Below are 18,180 nucleotides of genomic sequence, written 5' to 3'. Positions count from 1 at the left end.
TTTATTATGAACCCTTATGAGATTAAAAAATTAAATGTGTATTTTAAACGTATGTTTGGCTCTGGTATAGATATTAAACCACGAGTAAATCAGACTGATTCAGTTGAAGTTTTTATAAATTCAGAGTTTATCGGCCTTATTTATAAAGATGATGAAGATGGTGAAATATCCTACAATTTTTCTATGTCTATTTTAAACGATGATCTTTAAGTAATTATTGTTAAAAAAATATCAAAATAATAATTTTATGTGATTTTTTTATTTGGTTTTAAACTGTATGCTTTAGTTATATTATATGATTTAATCAAAAGTTATATTATATGATTTAATCAAAAAAGTCGCAAGTTACAAGATAGTTTTAGTGCTTATTTAGAATAAAATAATGTTTTTTTGTTAATGGAACATATTTTATATTTATTCTTAAATATTTTAACAATATAGAGAGATAGCGAGTGACGGTTCTGGTAATTTGTACGGCTAAGGCTTCTAGCAATCAAAATGATTCGATTGGAACTGATAACTTTTCTCACACAAAGGTTGCTGCCAAAATTAAAACTCCAAGATTATATCGAGTTTTGCTCATTAATGATGACTATACTCCTATGGATTTTGTTGTGCATATTTTACAGAGATTCTTTCACAAGGATAATGAAAGTGCAAAGTGTATTATGTTAAAAGTTCATTACAATGGATCTGCTGATTGTGGCTTTTATACGTATGAGATTGCTGAGATGAAGGTGAATCAAGTTATGAATTATGCACGTAATCACCAACATCCTTTGCAATGCGTAATGGAAAAAGAATAAGGAATTAATATTGTCTTTTTTTTCAGAAAATCTTGAAAAAGTTTTTCATCAAGCTTTGGTTTTAGCAAATGAAAAACGCCATGAATATGCTACATTAGAGCACCTTCTTTTATCTCTAACTGATGATTTAGATGCGGTAGCTGTGATGATTGCTTGTAATGTTGATATTAATGTATTAAAAAAAGCTCTTACGCATCATATAGATAATGACTTTTCTAATGTATTAAAGGATAATTCTAACACGGAGTGTAAGCCTACTGCTAGTTTTCAAAGGGTTGTTCAAAGAGCTGTTGTTCACGTTCAATCAATTGGTAAAAATATGGTAACAGGCGCTAATATAATTGTCGCACTTTTTTCTGAGCCAGATAGTCATGCCGCTTATTTTTTGCAGGCGCAAGATATGACTAGATATGATGCTGTCAATTTTATTTCGCATGGCATTGGGAAAAAAAGAGATTTTTCAAATTTTAAATCATCAATAAATATGAATAAATCCGGTTTAGAGGGGGAAAGCTTTGGTAATGAAGATAAAAGTCAACCTTCATCAAATTCTCTTCCCGCTTTAAGTGCTTATTGTGTAGATCTTACTGACAAAGCTAAAAAAGGCAAAATAGATGTTCTAATTGGTAGAAATGATGAGATTGATCGTACTATACAGATACTTTGTAGGCGTTCAAAAAACAATCCTCTTTATGTTGGAGATCCTGGAGTAGGTAAAACGGCAATAGCAGAGGGATTTGCTAAGAAGATCGTTGATGGCATGGTTCCAGAATGTTTACTTAATGCTAGTATTTTTTCATTGGATATAGGGAATCTTATTGCAGGGACTCGTTATCGCGGTGATTTTGAAGAACGTATTAAGAAGATTATCAAAGAAATTGCATCTTGTGAAAATGCTATACTATATATTGACGAAATACATACACTAGTTGGAGCAGGATCTTCTTCAGGAAGTTCCATAGACGCTTCAAATTTATTGAAACCAGCTTTATCTTCTGGAGATGTGCGTTGTATAGGATCAACAACTTATAGTGAGTATAGGCAGTTTTTTGAAAAGGATAAAGCATTGGTTCGTCGTTTTCAGAAAATTGATATTGACGAACCATCAGTCGAAGAGACTATTGAGATTATTAAAGGTATAAAACCTTATTTTGAAAAATATCATCATTTGCGCTATTCTAATGATGCAATTAAAGCTGCAGTGGATTTATCAATGCGACATTTTATATCTCGAAAGCTTCCTGACAAAGCTATTGATGTAATTGATGAAGCTGGTGCAGCACAGATGTTACTTCCTATTTCGAAGCGGAGTAAACTTATTAGTGCTAAGGATATCAAGATGACTGTTTCATCAATGAATCGTAATATTCATTCGAAGAGCATTCCTAAAGATGAAGATTTCGTTTTGAGTAGATTAGAAAAAGATTTAGAGCAAGTTGTTTATGGGCAAAAAGATGCAATTAAGACACTTTCTGATTCAATAAAGTTGGCTCGAGCAGGTCTTTCTAACCCTCAAAAACCAATTGGTTGCTATATATTTTCTGGTCCAACGGGTGTTGGCAAAACTGAAATAAGCAAACAATTAGCTAATTTTTTAGGTATTAAGCTTTTGCGATTTGATATGTCGGAATATATGGAACGTCATGCTGTCTCACGTTTAATAGGAGCTCCTCCTGGTTATGTTGGTTTTGATCGTGGTGGTATTTTGGCTGATTCTGTCGAGCAAAATCCTTACAGCGTTGTTTTGCTTGATGAAATTGAAAAAGCACATCCAGATGTTGTGAGTATTTTATTGCAGGTAATGGATTATGCTATGTTGACTGATCAAAGTGGAAGAAAAATTAGTTTTAGAAATGTTATATTAATTATGACAACCAATGCGGGTGCTTTGGATGCCTCTAAGGCAAAAATTGGTTTCGGTGATTCACAAAATTATGATGCAGATAAAGAGGCTTTAAGAAGTTTCTTTTCGCCGGAGTTTTTAAACCGTCTTGATGCGATTGTACCTTTTTCTCCCTTATCTTCACAAACTATGCGTCATATAGTTCATAAGTTCATATTGCAGCTTGAATCTCAATTACATGATAAGGAAATTACTTTACAGATTTCAGAAGATGTTATTGATTGGCTTGTAAAACACGGTTATGACTTAAAGATGGGTGCAAGGCCATTGGAGCGTATAGTTAAAGAGTATATAAAGAAGCCTTTAGCTAGCGAAATTCTTTTTGGAAGACTTAAGGAAAGCGGTGGGATGGTAATAATTTCTTTAGACCTAGATAATAATGCTTCTTCACCTATTTGTTTTGAGATTGATAATTCTTCTTCAGTCGTTTATCCTGAAAAAGGAGAAGGTAAAGTTAAAAATGAGACTGATTATTTAACTACTATAGTATAATTTTATATGAAAATACTCTTATAACAATAAATATAACTATAATCTATGCTATTTTAATATATCTATTTTATAATTTGATTTATTTTTTCGGTCTTCATTTAATTATTTGACTATATGAAATGTAGTCAAAATATATTTTATATATTTTCCCCTATTGATTATTATTTTCTATTGCATAGACACCATACATAAATTTTTATTCTATGAAATATGAATAAATAATTTCATTGTTTTAGTCTTCAGAGATGATTATCCAATAAAAAAGGTTTTTCAATATGCATAGCGATTCTATCCATGATCAATTTTATCTAAATAATTTGCGAGATATGGATCGTAATCGTTATCTTTCTTGTTTGTTGTTACCTTCTGATATACGTATTCCATTGGCTATTTTATATGGATTTAATTCTGAATTGATTCGTATAAGAGAAGTTACAAGCAATCAATTAGCTGGAGAAATACGTCTGCAATGGTGGAAAGGTATTTTTGAATCTTTTGGTAATGGCTTTTTGTCTAAAAGCACATCTCCCTTCGTCGACAAATTATTATCAATTATTTGTCAATATAATTTACCATATCATAATTTTATTGATATGATTGAAGCTCGTTTTTTTGATATTTATAGTGAACCGATGTGTGACTGCGAACATTTAGAATCTTATGCTGTTAAAGTATCGTCTTATCTTATTAATCTTGCTATTATGATTTTGGATGGAAAACAGCATCGTTGTGATCATGAATTGATAAAACATGCTGGGATAGCACAGCTTATTGCTGAATTATTGATGATCTTATCGAAACATAATAGTCGAGGTCAGCTATATTTACCTCTTGATATACTTGGAGCCGCAGGTCTTGATCGTGAATCTTTTTTATTTGGGAAGGATAAGGAAAAAATATCTATTGCTATAAAGATTTTTGCAGAATTAGGGTTAGAACATCTATTGAAAGCAAGAAAGTTGTCTAAAAATATTGCGAAAAATATTTTTCCTGCATTTGTTCCGATGAGTATAACTGGTAATATTTTAGAAAATGCTTGTGATATTGGTATAAAAATATTTGATCATCCTTATAAGATTCATCAATGTATACTTCAATTATATATATTATCTGCATTTATTAAAAAGCGTTTTTAATTGTTGTAATATGATTGCTTGATACAGATATTTTTACATTTTCAATTATATAATTTCATTATTAATTAGTGTAATCTTTAGTAAACAAGGATAGTTATTATCATAACTTTCATTATTAATAAGTATGATATGCTGGCGCTATTTTGATAGATTATAAGGCATTATTAATTGGTTTATACATAAAAAATATTTTGACCCATTATGTTTTAATTGTTATTTGATTGCTTTTTAGTCAAAACATGATGATGTTTCATCTGCAAAATTTCAATAATATATTTCGTGAAAATGTATTAAAAATACCAAAATTAATTTGGTTCCTATATAACATACTATATACTATCGATTTTGTTTAAGTATTGCCTTAAGTATTACCAATAACCTATGCAAATATTTTTGCATCACTTCTATATCTGTTTCCCATTCATGTTGAATGATGTTTTTATATTAGTTTTATTAATCATGGAAGATAAAAATGCTATTATTATTATTGAGATTATATTGTTATTAAAACCCAAAATTTTTTACTATTTTGATTTTTTTATAGATGAGTTAATATTGTTTTTTCTAATATTATAAATGAAATAATAATATTAATAGTAGATATTATGGAAGTACTATGAAATATGACGTGCTTATAGTTGATGGCAAAAAAAATATTTGTAATTTGATTTCTAGTTCTCTTGAGGATAATGGATACAGTACTATTATTGCACAGAGTATGGACAATGCTATTGAAGAAATTAATAAATTTATGCCTAGGTTAGTATTTCTTGATATTGATTTGATAGTCTATCCGGAAAAAAATTTTTCTTTTTTCAATAAAATAAAGGATATTTATCCAGAGATTCTTTTTGTTGTAACTTCATATAGCGATCATCTGGAATTAGCAATTGCGGCTATAAAACATGGTGCTTTTGATTTTATAGAAAAGCCTTTCAATACAGATCAAGCATTGCTTATAGTGAATAGAGCAATAGGAAATTCTCGTTTTAAGGTGTTTAACGAAAACAAGGAAGAAATAGAAGAAGAATTGATAGGGGGGTCTGCTCCCATTGTTCATTTGCGTCAATCAATAGATCGGATTGCTTCAACTAATAGTCGTGTTATGATTTTTGGCTCATCTGGTTCTGGAAAAAAATTTATAGCTCGTTTTATCCATAATAAATCAGCTAGATCTCAGGGTGAATTTATTTTTTTTGATGCTCCCAATATTCCACCTGATTTTATGGAAATTGCTTTATTTGGGATGGATAATCCTGCAGGAGAGCCTCAAAGAATTGGATATTTAGAGATGGCTCGTCATGGAACTATTTATATTAATGAAATTGCAGATATTCCTTGCAGCGTACAAGATAGGATATTACGTGCACTTCTTCAACAAGAATTTAAGCGTGTCAATGGTGTTAAGTCAATTCCTTTAGATGTTAGGATCATTTCTTCTACTGCAGTTAATCCTAATAATTATATTGTCAAGGGATTGTTAAGAGAGGATCTTTATTATCGTTTGGCAGTTGTATTAATTAGAGTTCCAGGTCTTATAGAAAGAAAAGAAGATATACCTATCATTGCGGAGAATTTAATTTGTAGGATTTCCCATAAATCAGGATTGCATCCTCGTCATATTAGTGATGATGCTATGGCATTTTTACAGGCTTATGATTGGCCTGGAAATATTCTTGAATTGAAAAAGTATCTTGAGAATATTATTTTTTCTATGCGTGATAAAGATCCTAGATTAGAAGTTACCATTGATATGTTGCCATCTAATCTTGGTAAGTTTTTGCCTACAGCTACTGTGCAACATGGAGATCAAGTTATGAATCTATCATTGCGTGAAGCTAGAGAAGTTTTTGAAAAAAACTATATAACAGCACAAATTAACAGATTTGGTGGCAATATTTCTCGTACTGCAGAATTTATAGGGATGGAGCGTTCTGCATTGCACCGAAAAATAAAATCACTTGGGATATAAATCATATAATATCCGATAATTATATAAAGATTAATCCAACTTAGGTTGTCTATATAACACGTATTTTCTATATTATATATTCTCCTGATGATAATTATATAATATAAGTATCGCAACTTTTTAAAAACTATTATCTCTTCTGAGATATAATAATTTTTTATATCGTGTTAATGAAATATGTTCATAACAGATTATATTAGTATCGCAAGAAAATATTGTTTAACTCACGATACATAATGTATTTATCTATTTATCTATCTATCTATCTATCTATCTATCTATATTTAAGTAACTTCATAAATTTAAGTATTTTTAATATATAATTTATCTTTGTCTATGTTTTAATATAAATAAATAAAAATATTTCATTTCTGGAACACTGTATAATTATATATATAATTAAATTAATTACTTAATTATTTTTTTATTAGGAAATGTCTCCTTCTGATTTTGCTTTTTAATTTGTAAGTTCTGAATCGTTATTTTGTTTTATACTATTTGTATTGTCATCATTTTGATATTCATAATCTGAGTTTTCTTTTTCATTTATAAGTTCTGAATCGGTGTTTTTTATCGTATTAATTATATTTTCAACCTTATTACATATTGTTTCTTTTGCGTTTATTGCGTCAGAACATGTGTCTATAAGCTTATTAGTTGTATCTACCAAAGAAGTAATAAGGTTTTTTTCTTTCGGTGTATTGCTTTTTTCCTTTATATCATTTAATAATTTTTCTGTAGCTATAGATTCTTTTATAGATAATGTTTGATTAGATCTTTTATTTTCAGGAGATGATACGTTATCGCATGATGCTAAAGCTGCGCTTATTACAGTTAATAAAGCTTTGTATAGGTTGTTTTCTACTTTCATTTTTTATGTATCCTAAGTTTGTGGTTTGTGTTTGTTGTTTTATAAGAATGCATATTTAGGGCATTTTTATGTTTTGATTTGTGATTAGTATTTATGAGTTTATTGTCTCTATTGTGTATGAACTTGGTATGTATGGATCGTTAGGATTAAGAGCATTATATGTAGATATAGCCTTGTTCAATAATGCAATTTTTGACAAACAAAGTGTTGTATTTATAAAATTCATTTTTTTAGTACATACCTCACGTGCATTAGCGTGAAGTTTTCTAATAATTATTTTTGTGATTGAGATATTTTCTATATTATCATTTGTAATAGGTGTCTGAGATGTGACTGCATCACAAGCGGTTACAGATATGCTGCAGGTGATTAGTGCTATTAATAAATAGTTTTTTTTTCTTAATAAAGTCATTTTAAGTATTTATTCCTTAAATTTTATTTTATCGCTTACTACTATAACGAATAATTGTTGATTAATTTTTTGTTTGCTAATATAGTCTTAAGACTATATTTATATATTTTGAAACATCGCTATTAATAATATTTATTTATATTATACTTATTTTTTGATGTATTTTATAAATTATTGATTATCAGTATAAAAATGACATTTTAGAAATATATTATTATATATTTCAATTTTAGTAGTTCTTTGATATAAGGTAGTTTGGTGCAATTACAATATTATAATGTCTCTATTATTTTCTGTATTTTGCATAATTTTTATATCTCTATACACAATTACAGTTGAAATATAATTTCTTTTTATCACAGTGGGATTATTATTTTTACTATCATTCATATAATTCAAGCAGTTAAAGCAAACATTTCCTATATCTTTCATTATATTGGATAAAATCAGCTTTATTATAATTTTCCATTTTGATATCTAATTAACATTAGCTGATATTGTAATTTGCATATTACTCTAAAAATGTATTGCATTTGTCAAGAGAGTCTCTGCTTTTGGGCTAATACTCTCTTGACATTTTACATTTTAGGGATATTACGTCCGTTGTATTTTTTTACCTTTATATCTGCACTATCATTATGCTGCCATTTGATCTTTTGTGACCTCTTCTAATTTTGGAGTACATCCATTTTTATTATATTCACGTATTTTGTCATTAACTTTATTTACTTCATTTGTGCATTCAACCGTATCTTTTTTGTCTTTGCATGCTTTTTTAGCTTCTTGTTTTAAATTATCAACCTCACTGCCTAGTGTAGTGCAATTGACTTGTGGTGTTACTGTTTTTGTATCTTCTGTTGGTTTGCAGGCAGTTAAAGCTACACTGCTGATTGTTAAAAAGATTAATAAAGATGTTTTGTAGTTTAACAATTTCATTATAATATTCCTTATACTAAAATTTATCATTTTGACAATTGATTTTAGAGTTCAACAATTCACTATGTATTGAAAAACTTGTATTTTTGCAAAATCTTCATTTTCATAGTTTGTTGTTCGTTTATCTATAATCAATATTTTGATTATATAAATTAATAATTTTTATATATCCAATATACGCATAAGTAATTAAGGATAATTCATAATTTATTACTATTAATATATTAAATTTATACTTTAATTTTAAAATAATTGTTTTAATATGTATTATATATGTATAAACACAAATTATATTACTTAATATAAGCAATTATTTATTTTTTATAAATATTATATATTTAATAATTTTTATTATTCTTAATATTCCTTGTATATTATTATATGTTCTTTATTAACTTAATTATTTGGAATAATACAATATATTATTTAATAAACATAAAAGTATAATTGTTATATTATATTATATTTTAATAATAATATTTTTAAAATATAACGCATATAATATAGTATTTATATACTAAATAGAAATCGATAAATTGATTATAAAAAATCTCCCTTAACAGCTATCTATTGATTACTTATTTTGTATTTTTAGTATTCAAAATATAATTGTTTGTTTATTTATGTGGCTGGGGATAGTTTTACAAATATTTATATTAATGATATATATTTGATGATAAATTTTTTTTTACAATTTTATATTTATAACCTAAATAACTCTCTCAAAAATAATAAATTGTTTTTTTCGGTAAATTACAATATTATTACTTTATGAAACGAAATAATTTTTTACCTATAGCTGTTAATCGTCGAGGTATTATGTTGATAATTTCATCTCCTTCTGGGGTTGGAAAATCAACTATAACGAATCGGATTATTCAGTCAGATGATAATTTTGATATGTCAGTAAGTGTTACAACTCGGGATCGTCGACCTAATGAAGTTGATGGCAAAGATTATCATTTTTTAGATTTTAATAAGTTTGAAGAATTGATGCAAAAAGATGCTTTTATAGAATGGGCAGAAGTCCATGGTAATTTTTATGGTACTTTTCGTTCTCCCATAAATAAAGTTATCTCTCAGGGAAGAGATATGATTTTTGATATTGATTGGCAAGGAGCCTTGAATATTCAAAAACAGATGAAGTCTGATATAGTATCTTGTTTTATTTTACCACCAACAATGCGTGAGCTTCGTTCTCGATTGAATGTTCGTACAGAAAAAAACGGTGAAGATAAAGAAAAAGTTAAACTGAGATTACTTAATGCTTATTCAGAAATAAAACAATGGAAAGATTACGACTATGTAATCGTAAACGATGATTTAGATGATACTGTAAAAATATTGAAATCCATAGTTGAGGTTGAAAGAATTCGTCGTTATCGTCTTCATAACGGTATAGATGATTTCATAGAAAAATTATCAGAAGAAAATTCTAACATATATCATACTTAGGTAATATCCATATTATTCCATATTACTAAGAGTAATAATTATCTCCTTCGGGGAATACGATGGTTTTTTTGTCATTGATAAAGACTCGATATTGTATGTGTGCTTTCACGGCATATGCGAGTACTTTTGTCTCTAGATCTCTTCCCATTACGACATAATCAGCAATGTTTTGTGCATGTGTAACTCTAATTGTATCTTGTTCAATGATTGGTCCTTCATCTAGTATGGAAGTAACATAATGAGCTGTTGCTCCTATCATTTTTACTCCAGCTTCATGAGCTTGTTTATATGGATTAGCTCCTTTAAAAGATGGTAAGAATGAGTGATGTATATTGATTATACGTCCTGACATTTTTTCACATATTTCATTTGATAAAATTTGCATGTAGCGTGCTAGTATTAATAATTCTACGTTGTTTTTTTCAATTATAGTAATCAATTTATCATTTGATTCTCTTTTGCTGTTTTTATTTACAGGAATGTAATAGAATGGGAGATCGTAATCCATAACTAATTTTTGATGTTGTGGATGATTAGATATCACGCCTACGATATCTACAGAAAGAGCGCCGTTATGCCATCTATACAATAAATCACGTAAACAATGATCAAACCTTGAGACTAGAATTATTGTTTTTACTAATTCTCTTGGATTATTTATAGCAAATTCTAATGAAATTTGATTTGCAATTATTTTTAAATCTTCAATTATATTTTTTAAAGCTATATTTTCCCCTAATATAAAATTTACTCTCATAAATTTTTTTTTGTTATTTAAATCATAATATTGAGATATTTCTAATATTTCACATCTTTTTTCAGATAGATATCCAGAAATCACTGCAATAATTTCTGTATGATAAAAACAAGTAGCTGTTAGAATATAGTTAGACATTTTATCAATTCAAACTCTATAATTAAGATTACATGCTAAAATAACGATTGTTTTTAATTAATATAATATATAATCACATATTTTATATTATACTATCTAAAGATAGATTTTTATCATAGGGAATTCTCTTATAAAATATTTAATGATATTTATTGACAATTATAAAAAATATCTTGAGATATATGTTATATAGAGAAATATTTTTTCGATTACTAACAGATATTGATAATAGAAGATAAGCTTATATTTCTGCCTTAATTCGTGCAAAGCAATTAAATAAGTTATATTAAGTGTATATTCTTACAAGTTACTATAAAAATAATACGATAAAACACTAAAGTGGATTTATAAATTTTATTTAAATTAACTCATTTATTTGTCTTTATTATAGAGCATAATACACGATTTGTTAGTAATTTTCTATAATATAAAGTAGAAGACGATTCTTTTTAACAGATTCCTATTTTTAGATTAATTTTTGTTTTTTATTTATTATATGACAAAGCGCATCAAATGCGTAATAAAATTATTTATATTTTGTTGTAAATAATAGGGTATCAGTTAAATTATATTTATAGTTTTTCAATCCTATTATATATGATTGCAAGACGTTTTATGCTATTATCCGCTATGTTAGGATTATTGATTAGTACCACTCTGCGAGGGTTTGTATGACGCATTCTTCTTTTATATCTACCATTATATGGGGGTTCGTCCTATCCTTTATATTCGGAGCTATTGCTAATCGATGTCGTTTGCCTACATTAGTAGGATATTTAGTTGCTGGTATTCTTGTAGGTCCTCGTACTCCAGGATTCATTGCTAGTGAATCTTTGGTTCCTGCCCTTGCAGAAATAGGAATTATTTTGCTTATGTTTGGGGTCGGATTGCATTTTTCTGTGAAAGATCTCCTTTCTGTGCGTGGTGTAGCTCTACCTGGGGCAATTATTCAAATTGCTTTAGGTACATTATTTGGCGTTTTAATGGGGCAAGTAATGGGATGGTCTATCGTAGGAAGTATTGTCTTTGGTTTGGCTCTTTCGGTTGCTTCTACTGTTGTACTTTTAACAGCTTTACAAGAGAATCGTATACTTGAAACAGATCGAGGAAAGATTGCTGTTGGTTGGTTAATAGTTGAGGATCTTATAATAGTTCTTGCTCTTGTTTTCATACCAGCTATGGCTAGCATTGGTTCAGATAAGTACTCTTCATCAGATCCTTTAGTTTTTATCGTTAATCAATTTTTGGGATATGATATTGGTATTCTAGGATTGATTGTTATTACATTACTAAAGGTTTTAGCTTTTGTTGGAGCTATGTTGGTCATTGGTCGTAGAGTAATTCCTTGGATATTGCATACTATATTTTTTACTGGATCCCGAGAACTATTCCGTCTTGGTGTATTAGCTATAGCCTTAGGTTTTGCTTATGGATCAGCAAAACTTTTCGGGGTATCTTTATCATTGGGTGCTTTTTTTGCTGGAATGATTTTAGCAGAAAGTGAGCTTAGTCATAATGCAGCTCAGGAGAGCCTTCCTCTACGTGATGCTTTTTCTGTTCTATTCTTTATTTCAGTTGGAATGATGTTTAATCCGGACATCCTCCTTAGCAATCCTATGCTTTTGTTAATGACAGTAATAATTGTTGTTTTGGGTAAATCTTTGATAGCATTTATTATATGCATTGCTTTTGGTAGATCTGTTTCAACTGCTCTTACAATTTCAGCAAGTTTAGCACAAATTGGAGAATTTTCTTTTATCTTAGCTGGTCTTGGGGTGGAGTTTAAAATGTTACCAGATCTAGCTAGAGATCTAATTCTTGGTGCTGCTATTATATCTATTATTTTAAATCCGCTTGTATTTATTTTATTTGAATATATACAACCTATGATTGTTTTTTGTTTTGCAAAATATGCGGGAAATTTATATAGACATGGGGTTGAAACTGTATCATCTTCGCGTGTTGAAGCGGATTTAGAACCAGATATGATTGCAGAATCTAAAGTGGATCAAGAAGATGTTGTTGTTCAGAATACAGAGTTAGTAGATCATGCTATTTTAGTAGGTTATGGTCGTATTGGGAAAATAATAGGTCAAAATTTAAAAGCTGCAGGAATTTCAATTCTGGTAATAGAAGACTCTGAGAAAGAGATTAATGAATTGCGTGGATTGGGAATTGAGGTAATTTACGGTAATGCCACTATTAAAAAAGTTCTATTAATGGCAAATATTGTAGAGGCTCGCTCTCTTGTTATTTCTATTCCAAATGCTTTTGAAACAGCATATATAACTCAAGAAGCAAGGTCTGCTAATCCTTCTATATTAATTATATCCCTTGCTGATTCTGAGGCTGAAGTAGAACATCTAACTCGTTATGGAGCGGACACCGTTGTTATAGGTTCTCGTGAAATTGCATTTGGTATGTTAGATAGATTGAATCAAGTGCATCATGAAAGTATTACATATGATTAGTTTAGTAATTGCGATATAATTGAGTCTAGTTTTAATTATAAGTTATAATATTAAAAAACATATATTTTGAATATATTATTATATTAATATAAAACATTCCTTGTTATATATTGTGTTTTTCAATTTTATGTTGTGTTATTTAATTAATTTTTAGATGATCAGTTTATCTCTACTTAATTTTTTTTGATACGATTGATTATAATGCAATTTATTGTTTTAGTATTTTTAAAATGAGAGTGTAGATGCGAAATAATTCTTGGCTTGTTGGATTATATTCAGTTGTTTGTTTTGTGGGATTATTAATTTCCTTACCTAATTTTATTTCACAAGATATAATTGATAAATTGCCTAGTTTTATGCCTAAAAATCATATGGTGATGGGTCTAGATTTGAAGGGAGGATCTCATTTAGTTCTCGAAATAGATGAAGAAGATTTTTCCCGTCGATATCTAAAGACGTATTTAGGAGAATTGCGATCTTTTTTAGAAAAAGAAGGCATAAAATTTACTTCGATTCATCAGAGTAAAAATAAAATTATAGTTTCTCTTTTAGATTATGCTTCAAAAATTGCTATTAGTGGGAAAATAAGAGATTTTTTAAATAGAATTTCTTCTCATTCATCTACTGAATTAACAGATATTAAAGGCACAGATAATTTCTTGATTACAGGAAATGGGGATAATGAGATATTAATTGGATTAAGCCAAGGTAGTATTTCAAAAGCAATATCTTTTAATATCGAGCAAAGTATGGAGATTATCCGTCAGCGTATCGATCAAATTGGTATAACTGAACCTATTATACAGCGTTTGGGCTCAAATCGTATACTTGTTCAGCTTCCAGGTGAAGAAAATCCATTGCGTTTGCGTCAGCTTTTGGGAACTACTGCAAAAATGAGTTTTCATAAAGTTTTAAAGAGCGCTCATCGTATAGATCCTTATCAGAAGGTTGGCACTAGTGTTTTAAGTGACGATAAAGGGAATGAGTATTTAATTGACAATAAACTTGAGATACCAGGTATTCACTTGAAAAGTGCTTCTGCGATTTTTGATAATCAAACAGGTAAACCTGTTGTTAAAATTAGTTTTGATGATGTTGGTACTCGTCTTTTTTTTGAGGTAACACGTAATAATATTGGTAATCTTTTGGCAGTTGTTCTAGATAATAAAATATTAACTGCTCCATTGGTTGATCAGGCTATTCCTAACGGTATAGCTCAAATATATGGCGATTTTACGATAGAAACAGCTGGATTGCTAGCTGCTATGTTGCGTTCTGGTTCTTTGCCTGTAAAATTAAATGTTGTAGAAGAGCGAAGTGTTGGTGCAGATCTTGGATCTGATTCTATCCATAAAGGTATATATTCTAGCTTTATAGGCTTCTTTCTTATTGCCATATTTATGTTTATGCTATACGGAAAGTGGGGATTACTTGCTAATTTTGCTCTTGTCTTAAATATTATTCTTACTATTGCGATATTAACATTCCTTGGTGCTACACTTACTTTACCTGGTATTGCTGGGATGGTTTTAGGAATAGGATTAGCTGTTGATTCTAATGTATTGATTAATGAACGAATACGATCAGAAAGTAGAAGAGATCGTAGTGCTTTTTATAATTTAGACATGGGTTTTACTCGTGCTTATTCTACAATTATAGATTCTAATATGACGGCATTTATAGCGACTATTGTTTTATTTTTTTATGGATCTGGTCCAGTTAGTGGTTTTGCTATTACAATGGGTTTATCAATTTTAATCTCTATGTTTACTTCAATATCTATTGTTAGAGCTATAATGATTTTTATTGTTCGATATAAAAAAATTAAATTTATAGATATCAAGTCATTATTAGGTTTTTCTCTTATTCCCGATAATACTACTATTAAATTTATGAATGCTCGTTTTCTAGGAATTGGAACTTCTATCATACTTTCAATTACATCTATCGTTTTATTGTTTATGAATGGACTAAATTATGGCATAGATTTTGATGGTGGGATCCAGATTGGTGTTTATGCAAATAAGCGTGTAGATTTATCAAGTGTTCGTTCTAATTTAGAAACTTTACAAGTAGGAGATATTTCTTTTCAAAATTTTGATGGTGATAATAATTTTCTTATTCGCTTAAAAGATCAGTCAGGAGGAGGAGGATCTCATTCTCAAGAAAATGTTTTAGAATTAGTTAAACAAAAAATAAAAGAAGTTATTCCTTTCGCTAATATAAGTCATGCAGAAATGGTTGGTCCTAAAATTTCATATGAATTAATAAAAAAAGGAATATTAGCAGTTATAGTTGCTTCGATTGCAATGCTAATATATATATGGGTTCGTTTTGAATGGTATTTCGCTATAGGTGCAATAGTAACATTGGTATTAGATATCACAAAAAATTTAGGTTTATTTTCGTTGATTGGAATTGAATTCAATTTAACTGCTGTTGTTGCGATTTTAACGCTTATTGGTTATTCGGTAAACGATAAAATAGTAGTATATGATGCTATGCGTAAAAACATGCTTCTATATCCTAAGGTCTCTTTGCGCAAGTTAATAGACTTATCTATCAATGAGACTTTATCTCGGAGTATTTACACTTCCATGACAGCTTTTATTTCAGTATTGCCGATGTCTATTTTTGGTGGCAGTATTTTATCAAGTTTTGCATTACCCATGGTATTTGGTATCTTTATAGCCACATCTTCTTCCATATTTATCGCTGCGCCAATACTATTATTCCTCGGAGATTTGCGTTTTCATAGTAGTATGTAGTTAATCATACATTTAATAATAAATACTTTTTTATATCACTTAAGTTATCAATCAATAATATTAATCTAATATATTGTTGTTATTTCGCTTTATTATTATTAAAAAGGACTATGTAGTATATTTTATATACTACATGGTGCTGCAGAAGAGAATCGGACTCTCGACCTCTCCCTTACCAAGGGAGTGCTCTACCACTGAGCTACTGCAGCTATGTACAGATATTTACATACAGTAGTTACAAAATTATTTCTATAGTTTACTGTTATATAAATGGAAAAATTATTTATACATATAAAATTATCCAATGATTTTTATATGAAATATTTTTATTTTGCTTGAAGGGAATTTTAAGTGAGGTGTAATAGTGAGAGGCAATAATGGCAATAATGAAAAAACTACTTGTTATAAGATAGGATCCGTGGAATCGCGCGAAAATAGAAAAATGCGATTATCAAATATGTTGCGAAAAAATCTTCATCGCCGTAAATCTCAAGAAAGATCACGTTTAAAAGATTAGTATATCTGGATTATATGATGATTATATATGATGATAAGGTTTTTTTATATGCTATAAAACATTTTTTATATTATATGATATTTTTTTCGTTTATTGATTAATATAATCAGTCCCTCAATTTTTTAGTGGAAAGGTTTGGATTTGCTAATCCTTAGATAATATGGATCGTATAAATGTTATAGGAGGTAATCAATTAAACGGGATTATCCCCATTTCTGGAGCAAAAAACGCTTCTTTGCCATTAATGATAGCATCTTTATTAACTAGTGAAGCGTTAATATTAGATAATTTGCCTGATTTGGCAGATGTAAAAATACTTAGGCTTATTTTAGAATCTCACGGGGTTGAGATATCTAACCATAAGTCAGATGATGATTATAATAATTATACTTCCAGTATGTTATTTAGTTGTCGCAATATTACTAATATTACTTCATCATATGATCTTGTTTCTAAAATAAGAGCAGGATTTTGGTTGATTGGTCCATTATTAGCTAGAAAAGGTCACGCTCGTATATCTTTTCCAGGTGGATGTCCAATTGGACTAAGGCCTGTAAATTTATTCATTGATTCGCTAAAATCTCTTGGTGCTATTATAAATATTGATGGTGATTACGTGGATGCTCGTGTTCCTAGCAATGGATTAGTTGGAACATATTATACCTTTCCTAGAGTATCTGTTGGCGCAACACAAGTTATGATGATGGCAGCTAGTTTAGCTAATGGTGATACTTATATTAATAACGCGGCATGTGAACCAGAGGTAATAGATCTTGCCAATTGTCTTAATGCTATGGGAGCTAAAATTTTTGGTATCGGCTCTCCTACCATTAAAATAGAGGGTGTTACAAGTTTATCAGGAGCTCGTCATAAAATTATTCCTGATAGAATAGAAGCTGGAACTTATGCTCTTGCTGTAGCAATGGTAGGAGGAGATGTAGTATTGCAAATGACAGATATTTCCCTTTTGGATACAGTTTTTAAAGTGATGCGTTGTTCTGGGGTTAAGATAGATCCTGTTGATGAAGGTGTTCGTATACGCTGGAATGGTGATAGGCTTTTTCCAGTCGATATTGCCACATCTCCTTTCCCTGGTTTTCCAACTGATCTACAGGCGCAATTTATGGCTACTATGTGTTGTTCTAATGGGATTTCTCATATTACTGAAACTATTTTTGAGAATCGATTTATGCATGTTCAAGAATTATCTCGTCTTGGTGCCAGAATATTTATTACTGGTAGAACTGCAAGAGTTGAAGGAGTTAGTCAACTGAGGGGCGCTCCTGTTATTGCAACGGACTTGCGAGCTTCTGTTTCATTAGTCATAGCTGCATTAGCTGCTAAAGGTAAAACGGAAATTTCTCGCGTTTACCATCTTGATCGCGGATTTGAAGATTTGGAACATAAATTGAGCAGATGCGGTGCGTTGATAGAACGTATATGCATTTAATTATTTGAAAAGTAATTTTCAGTATTAACTTATATTAATATGTTTAAATCATGTAAACGTATAAATTATGAATTTATATTTCATCGTTAAAAAATC

General features: G+C 29.3%; 14 protein-coding genes and 1 tRNA gene. 10 read left to right on the top strand and 5 right to left on the bottom strand.

Annotated elements, in window-relative coordinates; genetic code table 11:
* The first annotated feature begins 6 nt into the window (after positions 1-6).
* The 5 genes from LAM_RS04755 to LAM_RS04735 all read left to right on the top strand — a co-directional run bounded on the left by LAM_RS04755 (position 7) and on the right by LAM_RS04735 (position 6,309).
* Complete coding sequence (locus LAM_RS04755) at positions 7-210, top strand: DUF3126 family protein (RefSeq protein ID WP_007556545.1); 204 nt, start codon at positions 7-9, stop codon at positions 208-210.
* A gap of 296 nt (positions 211-506) precedes the next feature.
* A complete protein-coding gene (gene clpS, locus LAM_RS04750) occupies positions 507-806 on the top strand; it encodes an ATP-dependent Clp protease adapter ClpS (protein WP_240532020.1) in 300 nt (99 codons plus the stop codon).
* Positions 807-816: 10 nt separating this feature from the next.
* Positions 817-3,201, top strand: coding sequence for an ATP-dependent Clp protease ATP-binding subunit ClpA (clpA, locus tag LAM_RS04745; protein WP_007556543.1), 2,385 nt, complete (start codon positions 817-819; stop codon positions 3,199-3,201).
* Between the two features lie 275 nt (positions 3,202-3,476).
* A complete protein-coding gene (locus LAM_RS04740) occupies positions 3,477-4,337 on the top strand; it encodes a squalene/phytoene synthase family protein (protein WP_007556542.1) in 861 nt (286 codons plus the stop codon).
* A 616-nt stretch (positions 4,338-4,953) separates the two neighbouring features.
* Positions 4,954-6,309 carry a sigma-54-dependent transcriptional regulator gene (locus tag LAM_RS04735; protein ID WP_007556541.1) on the top strand — a complete coding sequence of 452 codons (1,356 nt, stop codon included), beginning with the start codon at positions 4,954-4,956 and terminating at the stop codon, positions 6,307-6,309.
* 457 nt (positions 6,310-6,766) lie between these two features.
* Here the strand turns inward: LAM_RS04735 and LAM_RS04730 are convergent, their stop codons facing one another.
* From LAM_RS04730 to LAM_RS04720, 3 genes are all read right to left on the bottom strand, one after another.
* On the bottom strand, positions 6,767-7,180 hold the full coding sequence (locus LAM_RS04730) for a hypothetical protein (protein ID WP_007556540.1): 414 nt from the start codon (positions 7,178-7,180) through the stop codon (positions 6,767-6,769).
* A gap of 91 nt (positions 7,181-7,271) precedes the next feature.
* Positions 7,272-7,592, bottom strand: coding sequence for a hypothetical protein (locus tag LAM_RS04725; RefSeq protein ID WP_007556539.1), 321 nt, complete (start codon positions 7,590-7,592; stop codon positions 7,272-7,274).
* 636 nt (positions 7,593-8,228) lie between these two features.
* Positions 8,229-8,528, bottom strand: a complete 300-nt coding sequence (locus LAM_RS04720; protein WP_007556538.1) for a hypothetical protein — start codon at positions 8,526-8,528, stop codon at positions 8,229-8,231.
* Positions 8,529-9,299: 771 nt separating this feature from the next.
* On the opposite strand from LAM_RS04720, the gene gmk reads away from it, so the two are divergent.
* Positions 9,300-9,983, top strand: a complete 684-nt coding sequence (gmk, locus tag LAM_RS04715; RefSeq protein WP_007556537.1) for a guanylate kinase — start codon at positions 9,300-9,302, stop codon at positions 9,981-9,983.
* Between the two features lie 25 nt (positions 9,984-10,008).
* Here the strand turns inward: gmk and purU are convergent, their stop codons facing one another.
* Entirely contained in the window at positions 10,009-10,878 is an 870-nt protein-coding gene (gene purU, locus LAM_RS04710) for a formyltetrahydrofolate deformylase (RefSeq protein ID WP_007556535.1), read from the bottom strand.
* Positions 10,879-11,549: 671 nt separating this feature from the next.
* Between purU and LAM_RS04705 the strand changes: the two genes are divergently transcribed.
* Positions 11,550-13,349 (top strand): cation:proton antiporter domain-containing protein, encoded by a 1,800-nt coding sequence (locus LAM_RS04705; protein ID WP_007556534.1) that lies wholly within the window; start codon positions 11,550-11,552, stop codon positions 13,347-13,349.
* Between the two features lie 242 nt (positions 13,350-13,591).
* A complete protein-coding gene (gene secD, locus LAM_RS04700) occupies positions 13,592-16,117 on the top strand; it encodes a protein translocase subunit SecD (RefSeq protein ID WP_007556533.1) in 2,526 nt (841 codons plus the stop codon).
* Between the two features lie 134 nt (positions 16,118-16,251).
* On the opposite strand, the gene LAM_RS04695 is transcribed toward secD, so the two are convergent.
* Positions 16,252-16,326, bottom strand: a tRNA-Thr gene (locus LAM_RS04695).
* 155 nt (positions 16,327-16,481) lie between these two features.
* On the opposite strand from LAM_RS04695, the gene LAM_RS05435 reads away from it, so the two are divergent.
* Together LAM_RS05435 and murA are read left to right on the top strand one after the other, a co-directional pair.
* Positions 16,482-16,634 (top strand): hypothetical protein, encoded by a 153-nt coding sequence (locus LAM_RS05435; RefSeq protein WP_187287995.1) that lies wholly within the window; start codon positions 16,482-16,484, stop codon positions 16,632-16,634.
* A 160-nt stretch (positions 16,635-16,794) separates the two neighbouring features.
* On the top strand, positions 16,795-18,084 hold the full coding sequence (gene murA / locus LAM_RS04690; RefSeq protein ID WP_007556532.1) for a UDP-N-acetylglucosamine 1-carboxyvinyltransferase: 1,290 nt from the start codon (positions 16,795-16,797) through the stop codon (positions 18,082-18,084).
* The last annotated feature ends 96 nt before the right edge of the window (positions 18,085-18,180 follow it).

Source organism: Candidatus Liberibacter americanus str. Sao Paulo (genome assembly GCF_000496595.1).
GTDB classification, from domain to species: Bacteria; Pseudomonadota; Alphaproteobacteria; order Rhizobiales; family Rhizobiaceae; genus Liberibacter; species Liberibacter americanus.
This window is presented reverse-complemented; position numbering and strand designations above follow the sequence as displayed.

Excerpts from the sequence above, each read along its gene's own strand:
- LAM_RS04755 (WP_007556545.1), top strand. The coding sequence starts at position 7 with ATGAACCCTTATGAGATTAAAAAATTAAATGTGTATTTTAAACGTATG.
- LAM_RS04740 (WP_007556542.1), top strand. The coding sequence starts at position 3,477 with ATGCATAGCGATTCTATCCATGATCAATTTTATCTAAATAATTTGCGA.
- LAM_RS04735 (WP_007556541.1), top strand. The coding sequence starts at position 4,954 with ATGAAATATGACGTGCTTATAGTTGATGGCAAAAAAAATATTTGTAAT.
- LAM_RS04730 (WP_007556540.1), bottom strand. The coding sequence starts at position 7,180 with ATGAAAGTAGAAAACAACCTATACAAAGCTTTATTAACTGTAATAAGC.
- LAM_RS04725 (WP_007556539.1), bottom strand. The coding sequence starts at position 7,592 with ATGACTTTATTAAGAAAAAAAAACTATTTATTAATAGCACTAATCACC.
- LAM_RS04720 (WP_007556538.1), bottom strand. The coding sequence starts at position 8,528 with ATGAAATTGTTAAACTACAAAACATCTTTATTAATCTTTTTAACAATC.
- gmk (WP_007556537.1), top strand. The coding sequence starts at position 9,300 with ATGAAACGAAATAATTTTTTACCTATAGCTGTTAATCGTCGAGGTATT.
- purU (WP_007556535.1), bottom strand. The coding sequence starts at position 10,878 with ATGTCTAACTATATTCTAACAGCTACTTGTTTTTATCATACAGAAATT.
- LAM_RS04705 (WP_007556534.1), top strand. The coding sequence starts at position 11,550 with ATGACGCATTCTTCTTTTATATCTACCATTATATGGGGGTTCGTCCTA.
- secD (WP_007556533.1), top strand. The coding sequence starts at position 13,592 with ATGCGAAATAATTCTTGGCTTGTTGGATTATATTCAGTTGTTTGTTTT.
- murA (WP_007556532.1), top strand. The coding sequence starts at position 16,795 with ATGGATCGTATAAATGTTATAGGAGGTAATCAATTAAACGGGATTATC.